General features: G+C 64.5%; 15 protein-coding genes. 9 read left to right on the top strand and 6 right to left on the bottom strand.

Annotated elements, in window-relative coordinates; translation table 11 throughout:
• The first annotated feature begins 3 nt into the window (after positions 1–3).
• From xdhA to uraD, 9 genes are all read left to right on the top strand, one after another.
• Entirely contained in the window at positions 4–1,488 is a 1,485-nt protein-coding gene (gene xdhA / locus H163_RS0116355; RefSeq protein WP_019965687.1) for a xanthine dehydrogenase small subunit, read from the top strand.
• On the top strand, positions 1,472–3,817 hold the full coding sequence (gene xdhB / locus H163_RS0116350; RefSeq protein ID WP_019965686.1) for a xanthine dehydrogenase molybdopterin binding subunit: 2,346 nt from the start codon (positions 1,472–1,474) through the stop codon (positions 3,815–3,817). Before xdhA ends, xdhB begins: the two co-directional genes overlap by 17 nt.
• Complete coding sequence (gene xdhC, locus H163_RS0116345) at positions 3,814–4,824, top strand: xanthine dehydrogenase accessory protein XdhC (RefSeq protein ID WP_019965685.1); 1,011 nt, start codon at positions 3,814–3,816, stop codon at positions 4,822–4,824. Before xdhB ends, xdhC begins: the two co-directional genes overlap by 4 nt.
• Positions 4,825–4,899: 75 nt before the next feature.
• Positions 4,900–6,459, top strand: a complete 1,560-nt coding sequence (locus H163_RS0116340) for an ABC transporter ATP-binding protein (protein ID WP_026355949.1) — start codon at positions 4,900–4,902, stop codon at positions 6,457–6,459.
• On the top strand, positions 6,459–7,553 hold the full coding sequence (locus H163_RS0116335) for an ABC transporter permease (protein WP_019965683.1): 1,095 nt from the start codon (positions 6,459–6,461) through the stop codon (positions 7,551–7,553). The genes H163_RS0116340 and H163_RS0116335 overlap by 1 nt, the downstream gene beginning before the upstream one ends.
• Positions 7,546–8,460: an ABC transporter permease gene (locus tag H163_RS0116330; protein WP_019965682.1), complete on the top strand. Its 915-nt coding sequence runs from the start codon at positions 7,546–7,548 to the stop codon at positions 8,458–8,460. The genes H163_RS0116335 and H163_RS0116330 overlap by 8 nt, the downstream gene beginning before the upstream one ends.
• 102 nt (positions 8,461–8,562) lie before the next feature.
• Positions 8,563–9,627, top strand: a complete 1,065-nt coding sequence (locus H163_RS0116325; protein WP_019965681.1) for a BMP family ABC transporter substrate-binding protein — start codon at positions 8,563–8,565, stop codon at positions 9,625–9,627.
• Between the two features lie 132 nt (positions 9,628–9,759).
• Entirely contained in the window at positions 9,760–10,944 is a 1,185-nt protein-coding gene (locus H163_RS0116320; RefSeq protein WP_019965680.1) for a urate hydroxylase PuuD, read from the top strand.
• Between the two features lie 36 nt (positions 10,945–10,980).
• A complete protein-coding gene (gene uraD, locus H163_RS0116315; RefSeq protein WP_115336578.1) occupies positions 10,981–11,517 on the top strand; it encodes a 2-oxo-4-hydroxy-4-carboxy-5-ureidoimidazoline decarboxylase in 537 nt (178 codons plus the stop codon).
• Between the two features lie 3 nt (positions 11,518–11,520).
• On the opposite strand, the gene H163_RS0116310 is transcribed toward uraD, so the two are convergent.
• The 6 genes from H163_RS0116310 to H163_RS0116285 form a co-directional block, all read right to left on the bottom strand.
• Positions 11,521–11,757, bottom strand: a complete 237-nt coding sequence (locus H163_RS0116310) for a DUF1653 domain-containing protein (RefSeq protein WP_019965678.1) — start codon at positions 11,755–11,757, stop codon at positions 11,521–11,523.
• A gap of 68 nt (positions 11,758–11,825) precedes the next feature.
• Positions 11,826–12,809 (bottom strand): energy transducer TonB family protein, encoded by a 984-nt coding sequence (locus H163_RS0116305; RefSeq protein WP_019965677.1) that lies wholly within the window; start codon positions 12,807–12,809, stop codon positions 11,826–11,828.
• Positions 12,806–13,213 carry an ExbD/TolR family protein gene (locus H163_RS0116300; RefSeq protein WP_019965676.1) on the bottom strand — a complete coding sequence of 136 codons (408 nt, stop codon included), beginning with the start codon at positions 13,211–13,213 and terminating at the stop codon, positions 12,806–12,808. Before H163_RS0116300 ends, H163_RS0116305 begins: the two co-directional genes overlap by 4 nt.
• Positions 13,214–13,240: 27 nt before the next feature.
• On the bottom strand, positions 13,241–13,627 hold the full coding sequence (locus H163_RS0116295; RefSeq protein ID WP_019965675.1) for a biopolymer transporter ExbD: 387 nt from the start codon (positions 13,625–13,627) through the stop codon (positions 13,241–13,243).
• Positions 13,617–14,324, bottom strand: coding sequence for a MotA/TolQ/ExbB proton channel family protein (locus H163_RS23035; protein WP_019965674.1), 708 nt, complete (start codon positions 14,322–14,324; stop codon positions 13,617–13,619). The genes H163_RS0116295 and H163_RS23035 overlap by 11 nt, the downstream gene beginning before the upstream one ends.
• Before the next feature lie 10 nt (positions 14,325–14,334).
• Positions 14,335–14,778 carry a hypothetical protein gene (locus tag H163_RS0116285; protein ID WP_019965673.1) on the bottom strand — a complete coding sequence of 148 codons (444 nt, stop codon included), beginning with the start codon at positions 14,776–14,778 and terminating at the stop codon, positions 14,335–14,337.
• Between the last annotated feature and the right edge of the window lies 1 nt (position 14,779).

Below are 14,779 nucleotides of genomic sequence, written 5' to 3'. Positions count from 1 at the left end.
GCCATGCGGGACACGATCCGCTTCCTGCGGGCAGGAAAAGTGGTGGAGCTCACGGATATCGGGCCGATGGATACGGTGCTCGACTATCTGCGCCTCACCGAAAGGGCGACCGGCACCAAGGAAGGCTGCGGCGAGGGCGACTGCGGCGCCTGCACGGTGGCGCTTGGCCGGGTGATTGGCGGCAGGCTGACCTATCAGCCTGTCAATGCCTGCATCCAGCTTCTGGGCATGATCGACGGTGCGGAGCTGGTGACGGTGGAGGATTTGTCCTCTGATGGCCGCCTGCATCCGGTTCAGGTGGCCATGCGCGATCTGCACGGTTCACAATGCGGCTTCTGCACGCCGGGCTTCATCATGAGCCTTTTCACGCTCTATCACGCGGAAGGCATGGCAAAGAGCCGCAAGGCAGTGACGGAATGGCTGGCGGGGAACCTCTGCCGCTGCACCGGCTACCGGCCGATCATCGATGCAGCACTGGCGAGCTGTTTCGAGGCTGCGGATGACGCCTTCTCCTGGCGTGCTGCCGAAACCCGCGAAGCGCTGCGGCGGCTCGCGGATTCCCGGGATGTGTTCATCGGTTCTACCGATAGCTTTTTTGCCGCTCCAGCGACGGTTGAAGGCCTCGCCGCACTCTACAGCCAGTTTCCCGATGCCACGCTTGTGGCCGGCGCCACGGATGTGGGCCTGTGGATCACCAAAAGTCTGAAGTCCTTGCCGCGCATCATCTGGCTTGGCCATGTGGCTGGCATGGACCGGGTCGAAGCCTCGGAAGAGGGCATCATTCTTGGCGCTGCGGCCACCTATGCGGCGGCGGAACCGGCGCTGCGCGCTCTGTCGCCGGATCTCGGCGTGCTGCTGGGGCGCATTGGGTCGAAGCAGGTCCGCGCATCGGGCACCATTGGCGGCAACATCGCCAATGGTTCACCCATCGGCGACATGCCACCGGCGCTGATTGCCCTTGGCGCCAGCATCGAATTGCAGCAGGGCGACAATCTGCGCGATTTGCCTCTGGAAAGCTTCTTCATCGACTACGGCAAGCAGGACCGGCAGCCGGGCGAATTCGTGGCTGGCATCTTCGTGCCGCGTCCGGGGGCGAACCAGCATTTCCGGTGCTACAAGGTGTCGAAGCGGTTTGATCAGGACATTTCCGCCGTCATGGCCGCCTTCAATCTGACGGTCGTGGAGAGCGAAATCACCGCTGCGCGGATAGCATTCGGCGGCATGGCGGCCACACCGCGCCGGGCATTGGGGGCAGAGGCAGCTCTGGCCGGAGCGCGCATTGATGATCCTGCCACCTGGGGCGCGGCCATCCGGGCACTGCAGGACGATTTCAAGCCGATCACTGACATGCGTGCGAGTGCGGCCTATCGCATGGAAGTTGCCCGTTCCCTGCTGGCCAAGGCGCTGATGGAAATCGCCGGTCCTGCTGAGCCCTTGCGTCTGCCCGCCCTTCAGCCGGAAGGAGGCGATCATGAACGCGCCGCATGAAACCGCCATTACGGAAGGCGCAGAGGCGCTGACCCATGTGCATCGGTCGCTGCCTCATGACAGCGCCGAACGGCATGTCACGGGCACGGCGGTCTATATTGACGACATGCCTGAACCGCAGGGCACCTTGCATGTGGTGCCGGGCTGGGCGCGCCATGCGGTGCGCGGGCCGCTGCTGGCGATGGATCTTGAGGCTGTGCGCAATGCGCCGGGTGTGGTGGCAGTGCTGACCGCTGCCGATGTGCCTGGTCTCAATGACTGCTCAGCCTCCTTTGGCGGCGATCCCGTTCTGGCGGACAAGGAAATCCTCTTTTACGGGCAGGTGGCCTTTGCCGTCGTTGCCACCAGCCGGGATGCTGCGCGCCGCGCAGCACGCTTTGCGCAGATTGATGTTGGGCCGCAGACGCCAATCATCTCCGTTGAAGATGCAATCGCTGCTGACGTAACCGTTCTGCCGGATTACCAGTTCCGGCGCGGTGCTCCGGAAGCAGGGCTGGCGAGTGCCGGACACCTGCAATCCGGCACGTTCCATGTGGGCGGACAGGAGCATTTCTACCTCGAAGGCCAGATAGCGATGGCCATTCCGGGCGAGGATCGGGCCGTTCAGGTTCATTCCTCCACCCAGCATCCGACCGAAGTTCAGCATGTGGTGGCCAAGGTTCTGGGCGTGCCCGATGCGCTGGTGACAGTTGATGTGCGCCGCATGGGCGGCGGCTTTGGCGGCAAGGAATCGCAGGCAAACCAGTGGGCCTGCCTTGCCGCGCTTGCTGCCCGCGTCACTGGCCGGCCTTGCAAGCTGCGCCTCGACCGGGACGACGACATGATCATGACCGGCAAGCGGCATGATTTCCGTGTCGATTGGGCTGTTGGCCACGATGATACGGGCCGCATTCGCGCCGTGGACATGACTTTCTTCGCCCGCTGCGGCTATTCGGCAGATCTGTCGCTGGGCGTGGTGGATCGCACCATGTTCCATGCGGACAGCAGCTATTTCTATCCCGACGCCCAGATCCGCAGCCGCCGCCTGCGCACCGACACCTGCTCCAACACGGCCTTCCGGGGCTTCGGCGGGCCTCAGGGCATGCTGGCGGCGGAGCGGATGATCGATGCCATCGCCATCACGCTGGGGCTCGATCCGCTGGAAGTGCGCAAGCGCAATTTCTATGACTGGGCCCGCAACCAGACGCCTTATGGCATGGTGGTGGAGGAGTGGCAGACGCTGCACACCATCGTGGAGCAGCTGGAGGTCACTTCCGCCTACTGGCAGCGCCGGGAAGAGGTGCGCGCTTTCAACGCCCGCAACCACGTGCTGCGCAAGGGGCTGGCGCTGACGCCGGTGAAATTCGGCATCTCTTTCACGCTGAAGCATCTCAATCAGGCCGGGGCTCTGGTGCATCTTTACACCGATGGTTCGATCCAGCTGAACCATGGCGGCACTGAGATGGGGCAGGGGCTTTATCAGAAGGTGGCGCAGGTGGTGGCCGAGGAATTCGGCGTCACCCTCGACAAGGTGATCATCACCGCCACCTCCACCGGCAAGGTGCCCAACACCGGGCCGACGGCTGCCTCTTCCGGCACTGATCTGAACGCCATGGCTGCACGCAATGCGGCACGCGCCATCAAGGACAGGCTCATTGCCTTTGCGTCTGAGCACTTCCACTGCGCGCCCGACAGCGTTGTTTTCGCCGGCAATCAGGTGCGTGCCGGAAGCCACGTGATGAGCCTGGCGGAACTCGCCAAGCTTGCCCACATGGGCCGCGTCCACATGTCCGATGCCGGTTTCTATGCCAGCCCCAAGATCACCTGGGACCGGGAAAGCGCCAGTGGACGCCCGTTCCTCTATTTCGCCTATGGTGCTGCGGCATCCGAAGTCACCATCGACACCATGACCGGCGAGATGACCGTGGACCGTGTGGATATCCTTCACGATGTGGGCCGCTCGCTCAATCCGGCCATCGACATTGGCCAGATCGAGGGCGGGTTCATTCAGGGCATGGGCTGGCTGACAACCGAGGAACTGGTGTGGGACGAGCAGGGGCGCCTGCGCACCCATGCTCCCTCCACCTACAAGATCCCGGCCATATCGGACACACCGGCCGAGTTCAACGTCGCGCTCTATGCCTCGCCGGGCAATCCGGAGGAGACGATCTACCGCTCCAAGGCGGTGGGTGAGCCGCCGGTGATGCTCGCCAACTCCGTCTTCTGCGCCATTACTGATGCGGTTGCCTCGCTGCGTCCGGGCACAGTGCCGCAGCTTGATGCGCCAGCTACACCCGAAGCGATCCTCAAGGCGGTGCAGGCCATGCGGCAGGCGGGAGGCGCGCGATGATCCTCTGGCGGCGGATTCTGGATGAGCTGCGCAAGGACGGGGCCTGCTGCCTCGTCACCGTCGCAGCATCGGCCGGATCCGCCCCGCGTGAGGCGGGTGCGCGCATGACCGTGCGCGCGGATGGCAGCATTTCCGGCACGATCGGCGGCGGAACGCTGGAGTTCGAGGCGATCCGCTGGGCGCTTTCCGGCATGCGCGAAGGCCGAAGGGGGCTTGCCTTCCGCCGTGTGTCGCTGGGGCCGGATCTCGGCCAGTGCTGCGGCGGAAGGGTCGATCTGGCGCTGGAGCATTTCACGGCAGAGGATATCGAACCCGTGCGGGCGCTGGTGCATGCGCAGGAGGAGCGCGGCGGACAGCTGGCGGTCCGGGCGGCTTTCACGCAGGAAGGCATGCCCCTGCAGCGGCAGGTGCTGGGGGATCTGCCCGCCGGGCCGGATTTCCAGCTGGCGGATGGCAGTCTCACCGAGCGTTTCGGGCTGGAGCTTCAGCCCGTGTGGCTGTTCGGGGCCGGGCATGTGGGCCGTGCGGTGGTGCTGGCGCTGGCGCCGCTTCCCTTTGACGTCACCTGGATAGACAGCCGGCCGGACTTTTTTCCACCGGCGATGCCGGGAAATCTGCGCTACGTCAGCGTCAGCCGCCCGGCGGACTTGCTCAAGGATGCGCCGGACAGTGCCTTCATTCTCGTCATGACTCATTCCCATGCGCTGGATGAGGGTATTGTGGCGGCAGCGCTGGCGCAGGACCGGTTTGCCTATGTCGGCGTGATCGGAAGCGAGACCAAGCGCGCGCGGTTCACGAGCCGCCTGCGCCGCCGGGGGCTCGCGGAACGGCAGGTTGGCGGGCTGGTGTGCCCCATCGGGGCAGGTGGGGTGAAGTCGAAATTGCCGGCGGCCATCGCGGCCTCTGTTGCTGTTGAGCTCCTGATTAAAAATGAGGCAGTAAAGCTGGAAGGTCTATACAATCAGCCTCTTGCGCAGGGGCAGAAGCCGGTCAATAACGCGGGGTGAACCCGACGGCAGAAGGGGCAGTGTGGAGTGGGCAGTCTCGATCAGACCGCAGATGGGCAGCAGGCCGCTGGGGGCATGGTGCGGCGGGCGCAAGGTGCGCCGCTGCTGAATGCGCGCGGCATCAGCAAGCATTTCGGCGCCATCGCGGCCAACAATGCGGTCAATCTCACCATCAACAAGGGTGAAATCCACGCGCTCCTCGGCGAAAACGGCGCGGGCAAATCCACGCTGGTGAAGATCCTTTATGGCGCTCTGCAACCGGACGCCGGCACCATCGAATGGGACGGGCGCAAGGTGCGCATCAACAGCCCCGCCGCCGCCCGCCAGCTGGGCATCGGCATGGTGTTCCAGCATTTTTCCCTGTTCGAGGCCCTGAGCGTTGTCGAGAACATCGCGCTGGCGCTGCCGAAACCCGGCTCCATGCGCGAGCTGGCGGCGCGGATCGAAAAGGTCTCCCGCGAATATGGCCTGCCGCTGGACCCGCATGCGCTGGTGGCCGATCTGCCGGTCGGCATACGCCAGCGCATCGAGATTGTCCGCTGCCTGCTGCAGGCGCCGCGCCTGATCATCATGGATGAGCCGACGTCCGTCCTGACCCCGCAGGAGGCGGACGAATTGTTCGTGACGCTGAAGCGCCTGGCGGACGAAGGCTGCGCGGTGCTCTACATCAGCCACCGGCTGGACGAGGTGCGCCGCATCTGCCACCACGCCACCATTCTGCGCCATGGCCGCTTCGTGCGCGAATGCGATCCGGCGCTGGAAACCCCCGCCTCGATTGCCCGCATGATGGTCGGTGCCGATGTCTCGCATGTGACCAGCTCCGGCGCGCTGACGGGCAGCGGACCGGTGCGCCTTGCCGTGCGCAATCTTGCGACAAGTCCGCTGACGCCTTTCTCCGTGCCGCTGGCGGGCGTCAATCTGGACGTGCGCGCCGGTGAGGTCGTGGCAATCGCCGGCGTTGCCGGAAACGGGCAGGGCGAACTGTTCGATGCCATCAGCGGTGAGCGGCGCTGCGCGCCGGGAATGGTGGAAATCGATGGCACGCCTTGCGGCAATGAAAGCGTCACCCGCCGCCGCCAGCGCGGGGCGGCCTTCGTGCCGGAGGAGCGGCTGGGCCATGGTGCAGTGCCCGGCATGCGGCTGTCGCACAACATCATTCTGACGCGCCATTCCACCGGCGATGATCTGGTCCGCTCCGGCTTTGCCGCCTATGGCCGGGCCGGGGAGATGGAAAAGCACATCACGCGGGCCTATGACATCCGCATGTCCCATGACGATCCGGAGGCGCGATCGCTGTCGGGCGGCAATCTGCAGAAATTCGTCGTTGGCCGTGAGCTAAGCCGCAATCCCGGCATTCTGGTGGTCAACCAGCCGACCTGGGGCGTGGATGCAGGCGCTGCAGCTCTGATCCGCCAGTGCCTGCTGGATCTTGCCCGCAAGGGATCTGCGGTTCTGGTCATCAGCCAGGACCTTGATGAAATCTATGAGATCGCCGACCGCATCGCCGTCATTTCGCGCGGGCACCTGTCTCAGGCAGAGCCTGCTTCGTCCATGACGCTGGAGCGGATCGGCCTGTTGATGGCGGGCGGTGCGGAAAAGCCTTCGTCTGCAAGTCTGTCCGGGGAGGGCGCGTGATGCGTATCGAACTCGTCAAGCGCACCGAGCACAGCGGGCTGATGACCGCCGTTTCCCCGCTGATCGCGGTCATGCTGACCATGATCTGCGCTGGCATCCTTTTTGCTATGTCCGGCGCGGACCCGCTGGAGGCGCTGTTCCGGTTCTTCATTGAGCCGCTGACGGAAGCCTGGTCCCTGCAGGAGGTGCTGGTGAAGGCGACGCCGCTGGTGCTGATCGCCTGCGGCCTCAGCGTCTGCTACCTCTCCAACAACTGGAACATTGGTGCGGAAGGCCAGTTTGTGGCTGGGGCGATGGCCGGTTCCATCCTGCCTGTCATGTTCCCGCATCTGCAGGGCTTTTACACTCTGCCCTTGATGCTTCTCTGCGGCGCGCTTGGCGGGGCGGCCTATGCCATGATCCCGGCCATCCTGAAGACCCGCTTCAGCACCAACGAAATCCTCACCAGCCTGATGCTGGTCTATGTGGCCAATCTGCTGCTGGACTATCTGGTGCGCGGCCCCTGGCGCGATCCGCAGGGGTTCAATTTCCCTGAGACGGCCCTGTTCTCGGCTTCCGCCACGCTGCCGTCCCTTGGGATGGGGCGTCTGTCGGTATCCGTCTTCGTGGCCCTCGGCGTTGCGCTTCTCCTGTGGGTGGTGCTGTCGCGCTCGCTGCGCGGCTATCAGATCCGTGTGCTGGGCGAGAGCCCCCGGGCCGGCGCATTCGCAGGGTTCTCGGCCAAGCGGATGACGGTCTTCGCCTTTGCGCTTTCCGGGGCGTTGGCGGGCCTTGCGGGCATCATGGAGGTGTCCGGCTCGCTGAACCAGCTGCTGCCCACCATCTCGCCGGGCTACGGTTTCACCGCCATCATCGTCGCCTTCCTTGGCCGTCTCAATCCTCTGGCGATTGTCGTGGCTGGTGTTGTTCTGGCGTCCAGCTACATCGGCGGGGAAAGCGTGCAGGCGTCGCTTGGCATCTCCGACAAGATTGCCAGCGTGGTGCAGGGCATGCTGCTGTTCTTCGTGCTCGCTTGCGACACCCTGATCTTCTACCGCGTCCGCCTGCACCGGAAGGTGCTTTCTGAAAATTCCGGGGAGGGCGCCCATGTTTGAAGCCATTCTTCTCACCGTCATCACTGCGGCAACGCCACTGCTTCTGGCGGCAATCGGCGAACTGGTCGTCGAGCGTTCCGGCGTTCTCAATCTCGGCGTGGAAGGCATGATGGTGATGGGCGCGGTGACCGGCTTTGCCGCCGCAAATCTCACCGGCTCCGGCACGCTCGGCATTTTCGCGGCCATTGCGGCCGGAATGGCCATGTCGGCCCTGTTCGGCGCCCTGGTGCTGGGCCTTGTCACCAATCAGGTGGCCACCGGGCTGGCGCTTACGCTCTTCGGCCTCGGATTGTCGGGTCTTGTGGGGGAGAGCTTCATCGGGGTTCCGGGCCTCAAGCTGCCGAAGCTCGAGATTCCGCTCCTGAGCGGCCTGCCGTTCCTGGGGCCCGTGCTGTTCGGGCAGGATGCCGTTGTCTATCTCGCCTTCGCCCTGGTGGCCGGTGTCTCCTACATGCTGACCCGCACACGCATGGGGCTGATCCTGCGCGCCGTGGGCGACAACCATGCCTCGGCCCATGCGCTTGGCTATTCGGTGCTGAAGGTGCGCTTTCTGGCAGTGCTGTTCGGCGGCGGCTGCGCCGGTCTTGCGGGCGCCTACATGTCGCTCGCCTATACGCCGCAGTGGGTGGAGAACATGACGGCGGGGCGCGGCTGGATCGCGCTGGCGCTGGTGGTCTTCGCCTCCTGGCTGCCCTGGCGCGTCGTGGCCGGTGCCTATCTTTTCGGCATGGTCACGGTGCTGACCTTCCATGCGCAGGCGAAGGGCATGGGCATTCCCTCGCAGCTTCTGTCGAGCCTGCCCTACCTCGCCACCATCATCGTTCTGGTGCTGATTTCCGCCAACCGGCGCCTGACGCTCGTGAATACGCCGGCCTGCCTCGGCAAGCCGTTCGTGCCGGATCGCTGACATCCGGTCCGAGCCGGGACCTCAATGGGGTCCGGTCCCGGCCGCCATCTTTGGACCCGCTGCATACCCGGTCCCAACGAGAACCGAAGGGGAAGTGTCAAAATGAAGACTCTGCTGAAAGCCACTGTCGCCGCCGCCGCACTGGCCGGCTCGCTTGCAACTGCTCAGGCTGCCGATCTCAAGGCCTGCTTCGTCTACATCGGCCCGGTGGGTGACTTCGGCTGGACCTACCAGCACGACCAGGGCCGCCAGGCTGTCGAGAAGCATTTTGCCGGCAAGGTCGAGACCGCCTATCTGGAAAACGTGCCGGAAGGCCCGGACAGCGAGCGCGCCATCGAGCGTTTTGCCCGTGAAGGCTGCGGCATCATCTTCACCACCTCCTTCGGCTACATGAACCCGACCATCAAGGTGGCGCAGAAGTATCCGAACGTGAAGTTCGAGCACGCGACCGGCTACAAGACGGCCGAAAACGTTGCGACCTATAACTCCAAGTTCCACGAAGGCCGCTACATCATCGGCCAGATCGCGGCCAAGATGTCCAAGACCGGCACCGCCGGCTACATCGGCTCCTTCCCGATCCCGGAAGTGGTCTCCGGCATCAACGCCTTCCTGCTCGGCGCCCAGTCCGTCAACCCGGACTTCAAGGTCAAGATCGTCTGGGCCAATTCCTGGTTCGATCCGGCTAAGGAAGCCGATGCGGCCAAGGCGCTGATCGATCAGGGCGCGGACATCATCTCGCAGCACACCGATTCCACCGCACCGCTGCAGGTGGCCGAGGAGCGCGGTGTGCTTGGTTTCGGTCAGGCCTCCGACATGATCAACTTCGCACCGAAGTCGCAGCTGACCGCCATCATCGATGACTGGGCCCCCTATTACATTGAGCGCGTTCAGGCTGTCCTCGACGGCACCTGGAAGAGCGAGCAGACTTGGGCCGGCCTCAAGGAAGGTCATGTGGTGATGGCGCCCTACACCAACCTGCCGGACGATGTCGTCGCCATGGCGAAGGAAACCGAAGAGAAGATCAAGGGCGGCTGGGAGCCTTTCACCGGCCCGATCACCAAGCAGGACGGTTCGGAAGCCGCTGCTGACGGCGTGCGTCTCGACGACGGCGCCATCCTCGGCATGAACTGGTACGTCAAGGGCATCGACGACAAGCTGCCGCAGTAAAAAGAGCTTCGGCCCGCAGGTGCGGAACCTGCGGGCCGGTTTGCTCTTGCACCATGACCGTGCGCGGCCGGGCCTTCCGGCGGGGCTGCGCATGTCTTTCAGATAATAACAATCCCGATCCAGAGCCTGCCCATGACCATGACCTTTGCCGCTGAATGGCTGAATCTGCTTTTCCGCTGGGCCCATCTGGTGGTGGGCATCGGCTGGATCGGCACGTCCTTCTATTTCATCGCCCTCGATCTTTCGCTGCGCAAGCGCGAGGGCATGCGCGAGGGCGTCTACGGCACGGCCTGGGAGGTGCACGGCGGCGGGTTCTATCACGTGGAGAAGTTCACGGTTGCCCCGGCCTACCTGCCGCAGGATCTCATCTGGTACAAGTGGGAGGCCTATCTCACCTGGGTGACCGGATTTGCCCTGCTGGTGGTGCAGTATTACTTCAACGCATCGTCCTATCTGATTGATGTGAATAAGCTTCATATGCTGCCGTCAGAGGCGGTTCTGATTTCCGTTCTGAGCCTTGTGGCAGGCTGGTTCATCTATGACGGGCTTTGCCGTTCGCCCATCGGCCGCAGCACGCCGCTGCTGGCGCTGTGTGTCTTCGCGCTGATCATGGCTGCGTCCTACATGTTCACGCAGGTGTTCTCCGGGCGCGGAGCGCTGATCCACGTGGGCGCATTCATCGGCACGATCATGGCCGTCAATGTGTTCGGCCTGATCATCCCCAACCAGAAGAAGATCGTCGCCAGCCTGCTGCGCGGTGAGGCGCCGGACCCGAGGCTGGGCCAGATGGGCAAGCAGCGCTCGGTGCACAACAACTATCTGACGCTGCCCGTACTGCTGATGATGGTGTCGAACCACTATCCCATGCTCACCGGCCATCCGCAGGCCTGGCTCCTCGTTGGCCTCGTGCTGCTGATGGGCGGCATGGTGCGGCATTTCCTCAACCGGCATGAGGCGGGCGATCCGCTGAACCGTTACTGGTGGAGCCTGCCCATCGCCGCGCTTGGCTTTGCCGCAGCGCTGGTGATGACCGCCCCGCGTGACTTCTCCGGCGGCGAGGCTGTTTCCGATGCCACGGCGCTGACGCTGATCCGCAGCCATTGCGCCATGTGTCATGCGGCAACCCCGACCCATGAAGGAGGCTTCACGGACGCGCCCAAGGGCATTCATCTGGAAACGCTGGCAGAGCTGCGGCGTTATGCTGATCAGGTGATGGCCCAGTCCGTGCTCTCCGATGCCATGCCGCTCGGCAACGAGACGGGCATGACCCCGGAGCAGCGTGAGGAACTGGGCCGCTGGATCGCCCAGAACAAGTGAATGGACCGGGACAAAAGACAGTTGGAGCACACCCTCATGTCCGCCACGCCGATTGCCTTTCCCATTTCGGAAGCCTTGCTTGCCGGGCTCGATCACGAGGCCTTCATGGCCGCCTTCGCGGATGTGGCAGAGCACTCGCCCTGGGTGGCGGAGGATGCATTCGCGGCGGGGCCTTTTGTCCGGCGGGAGGATCTGATTGCCGCGTTTGAAGCAGCCATGCGCGCGGCTTCGCACGAGCAGCAGCTGGCGCTGATCCGGGCCCATCCGGATCTGGCGGGCAGGGCCGCCATTGCCGGGGACATTGCCGAGGATTCGCGGAAGGAACAGGCGGGCGCTGGCCTTAACCGGCTGACGGCAGAAGAATTTGCCCGTTTCACCACGCTCAACGATGCCTACCGCGCCCACTTCGGCTTCCCGTTCATTTTTGCGGTCAAGGGCGCAACGAAGCACATGATCCTCGACGCTTTCGAGGCACGGCTTGGCAACAGCCCGCAGGCCGAATTTGAAACCGCTCTGGCCCAGATCGCCCGCATCTTCCGCTTCCGGCTCGAAGACCGGATTCTCGCGGCCTGAGGCTCAGTCTGCGTCCAGCGGCTCGAACCGCCCGTCCATGAATTCGCCGCAGGGGCGGGCCCAGATGGTGCCATCTGTCCCCTGATAGAGGAAGGCTTCTTCGCCTGTAGCCTCGATCCGGCACTTGCCAACGATCCGGTAGATGCCACCTGTCTTGCGGTGCTGCCACCTTGTGCCGCGTATGGCCGGATCAAGTCCGTCGCTGGCGGTCATCATCGTGGCATCTTCCGGTGCAGGCATCGGTGTTCTCCGCTTTCTGTCTGTATGGTGGCCTGCCGTCATGCGGTCGGCAGGCCAGTCAACTCAGCTTAGCGGCGCGCGATCTCGACGGGAACATTGAAACTCCATGTAGGTCTGCCTTCCTCTGCCGGAATGGGCGGGAAGGGCGCGGCGCGGCGGACGAGTTCCAGCGCGACTTCATCCACCTGCGGATTGCCAGAGCTGCGGGAGATGCGAATGGCCGAAACGCTGCCATCCTTGCTGACGACGAAGGAGACGGTGGCAAGGCCCGAATCCCGGGAGCGGACGCGGCGCATAGCACGTTGCAGAGCGCGCTGAACCTGGCCCTTGTAGTTGGTGCGGTCCGAATTGCCGAGGATCGTTGACCGGCCCTGATTTTCGGAACTGCCCTGCGAGGCCACCTGATCGGCGGCGCCGCCCGCGCCCTGAACCGCATTCGCCCTGCTGTTGCCCTTCTGTGTGCTTGGCTGGCGCTGTGCTTCCGGTTTCTTCGTCTGGGTCTTTTTCACCGGCTGGACGGGCTTTGCCTCGGCCACCTTGACGGGCAGATCCTTCGGCCGTATTTCCGGCACGGGAACAGGCTCGACAGCGGTCACCGGCTCCTCCGGCGTCTCATTGACCGGCGCGATGGCCTCCGCGCTTGTTAGCGGCTGAATGGCCAGCTCTTCCACCGGCGCGATCTCCTGCGGCTGGATATCCTGCGGCTGAACTTCCGCCACCTGCTGCAGTGGTTCCTGAACAGGCGTCTCGGTGGCTTCCTGCACCGGGACATCCTGCGCGGTGATCTGCTCCTGCGTCTCCGGTTCGGCGGCATCGGGATCAACCGGCGCCAGCGTGTCGGGCGACTCGGCGGCAACCGCGTTGGCGGTGTCCGGATCGCCTGCGGTCAGCATGTCCGCATAGGCTTCGCCCAGCATGGAGACGGCCCCGCCACCGCCGCCTTGAAGCAGGGCAGGCTCCCCGGACGTGTCCACAGTCAGTGCGACCGCGCCGAAATGGAGGCTCACGGAGGCCATCAGAGCAGCTGCCAGATGCCAGGGTCTCAGTTTCATTGCGTGCCTGCCTTCCGTGTCACGACACGGATTGCCGGCGCACCGGCGGCATAGAGCTCGTCAACGATTTCCACGAGACGTGCCGCATCAAGGTTGCGGTCCACACCGAGTTTCAACAGGCTGTCCGGCCCTTCGGCGGGCAGCGGGTTGGCGGCGAGATAGGAAGCCGCATCCGTGGGCTGGCCGCGGAACACCAGCGTGCCATCCGCGCGCACATAAAGCGCCTCCGGCGGCGGCAGATTTTCCGCATCCGTGGTCTCCACCAGATCGACCTGCTTGTCGGCCGGGGGCGCAAGCTGGCCTGCGACCAGAAAGAAAATCAGCATCAGGAAGACGATGTTGATCAGCGAGATGGTTGTCTCCATCTGCCGCTTGGTTTTTTCGCGCGGGATCCGCACAGCCATGTCTGTAGCTCCTTGCTTCCGCAGCCGTTAGCGGGCGACGTGCAGGGTGAGCGCCGGCGCAAGGCGGCGCACGGTCTGGACGGTGTCGATCAGGGCCTGGGCGTTGGCCCCCTCACGGGCGACGACAAGGGCAGAGGTCGCGCCCTTCTCCTGCAGGCCTGACAGCCGGTCTGCCATCTCTTCGGGCAATACGGTCACGCCGTTGATGCGCAGGCCATCGGCCTCGACAAAAACGAGGATGCCCGGTGTGCCGGAGGCGCCGCCGCCAGCCTGACCGGGCTTGCCCAGATCCACCCCCGCAAAGCGGGTGAAGGTGGTGGACAGCATGAAGAACAGCAGCAGCAGGAAGATCACGTCGATGAGGGAGGTCATCGACAGCGGCTTTCTGCGCCGCTGCGGCATGTCAATGCGCATGGGAGACCTTCCCGAGTGCAGCACCATCCTGAGCGGCAGGCGCATGGCGCTCGTGGTCATGATGGGCAACATCCACCAGAACCTGTGCGCTCAGGGTCTCGACGGCAATGCGCTCGGCCTCGATCCAGGATTCGAACATGGCCAGCAGGGCAGCCACCGGCATGGCGACGGCAAGACCCGCTGCGGTGGTCAGCAGAGCCACCCAGATGCCGCCGGCGAGGATCGACGGATCAACCGCATCTCCCGCATTCTGCAGCGCCTGGAAGGCGTCGATCATGCCCAGAACCGTGCCGAACAGACCCAGAAGCGGAGCCAGCTGGGCAATGTTGTCGAGTGCGCGGGTGCCGGACTGGAGCGAATGCAGCTGCTGGGTTGCTACGCGGGCAATCTCGTCCTCGATGGCACTGCGGTCCATCTGGCCGGCTGCCGTCAGGCGCATGGCGGTGACGACCGCATGTTCTGCGGCACTGACCGGGCGTGCGAGGCGCACCAGCGCTTCCTTGCGCCGGCCGGCCCGCCACAGGCCGGCTGCTTCCCGGGCCCGGCCCGGACGGGCGGTGCGGAAGCGGGCGAACTGGACAAACTTGGCGATGACAATGGCACCGGCGACAACCGACATGAGCCCAATGATGGCGACAACCGAGCCGCCAAGCTCGATGAAGCTGAAGATCGGGGCGAGATAGGCAGAATCCAGCATGTCCGTGTCCTTACCGGGTGAAGCCGATGTCAGTGCGGCTTGTGGTGGTCAGCGGCGCGCTGCACAGCGGGCTGGCAGCGGCTGCCTTGCAGCCGGATGCGCCGTTGACGAGAATGGAACCGATGCCCGCGCAGGGCTGGTTCGGGATCTGGAACTGGCGGACCACCGTCTTTCCTTCCGGCAGGGCGCCGAAGTCGAAGACGGTCATGCGGTCCACCAGGCCTTCCTTGTTGAAAAGCACGAATTCGAAGCCTGCCGTCTCCAGCGCTGCCCCGGTGCCATTGGTGGCAACGAAGGTCAGCAGGCAGCCGTTGCCGGCATCCGCCGCACGGTTCAGCTCCAGCTTGACCCCTTCTGCCGCAGCCGGGCCTGTCTGGGCCAGAGCTGCACCGGAGAGAGTGGAGACCGACAGCGCGGCGGCTGCGATCACTTCGAATTTGCGTGCCAGTGTCATG

The organism is Pannonibacter phragmitetus DSM 14782, from assembly GCF_000382365.1.
Classification (GTDB): Bacteria; Pseudomonadota; Alphaproteobacteria; order Rhizobiales; family Stappiaceae; genus Pannonibacter; species Pannonibacter phragmitetus.
Note: the sequence above shows the minus strand (reverse complement) of the source record. Positions and strands in the feature narration are given on the sequence as shown.

Excerpts from the sequence above, each read along its gene's own strand:
- xdhA (WP_019965687.1), top strand. The coding sequence starts at position 4 with ATGCGGGACACGATCCGCTTCCTGCGGGCAGGAAAAGTGGTGGAGCTC.
- xdhB (WP_019965686.1), top strand. The coding sequence starts at position 1,472 with ATGAACGCGCCGCATGAAACCGCCATTACGGAAGGCGCAGAGGCGCTG.
- xdhC (WP_019965685.1), top strand. The coding sequence starts at position 3,814 with ATGATCCTCTGGCGGCGGATTCTGGATGAGCTGCGCAAGGACGGGGCC.
- H163_RS0116340 (WP_026355949.1), top strand. The coding sequence starts at position 4,900 with ATGGTGCGGCGGGCGCAAGGTGCGCCGCTGCTGAATGCGCGCGGCATC.
- H163_RS0116335 (WP_019965683.1), top strand. The coding sequence starts at position 6,459 with ATGCGTATCGAACTCGTCAAGCGCACCGAGCACAGCGGGCTGATGACC.
- H163_RS0116330 (WP_019965682.1), top strand. The coding sequence starts at position 7,546 with ATGTTTGAAGCCATTCTTCTCACCGTCATCACTGCGGCAACGCCACTG.
- H163_RS0116325 (WP_019965681.1), top strand. The coding sequence starts at position 8,563 with ATGAAGACTCTGCTGAAAGCCACTGTCGCCGCCGCCGCACTGGCCGGC.
- H163_RS0116320 (WP_019965680.1), top strand. The coding sequence starts at position 9,760 with ATGACCATGACCTTTGCCGCTGAATGGCTGAATCTGCTTTTCCGCTGG.
- uraD (WP_115336578.1), top strand. The coding sequence starts at position 10,981 with ATGTCCGCCACGCCGATTGCCTTTCCCATTTCGGAAGCCTTGCTTGCC.
- H163_RS0116310 (WP_019965678.1), bottom strand. The coding sequence starts at position 11,757 with ATGCCTGCACCGGAAGATGCCACGATGATGACCGCCAGCGACGGACTT.
- H163_RS0116305 (WP_019965677.1), bottom strand. The coding sequence starts at position 12,809 with ATGAAACTGAGACCCTGGCATCTGGCAGCTGCTCTGATGGCCTCCGTG.
- H163_RS0116300 (WP_019965676.1), bottom strand. The coding sequence starts at position 13,213 with ATGGCTGTGCGGATCCCGCGCGAAAAAACCAAGCGGCAGATGGAGACA.
- H163_RS0116295 (WP_019965675.1), bottom strand. The coding sequence starts at position 13,627 with ATGCGCATTGACATGCCGCAGCGGCGCAGAAAGCCGCTGTCGATGACC.
- H163_RS23035 (WP_019965674.1), bottom strand. The coding sequence starts at position 14,324 with ATGCTGGATTCTGCCTATCTCGCCCCGATCTTCAGCTTCATCGAGCTT.
- H163_RS0116285 (WP_019965673.1), bottom strand. The coding sequence starts at position 14,778 with ATGACACTGGCACGCAAATTCGAAGTGATCGCAGCCGCCGCGCTGTCG.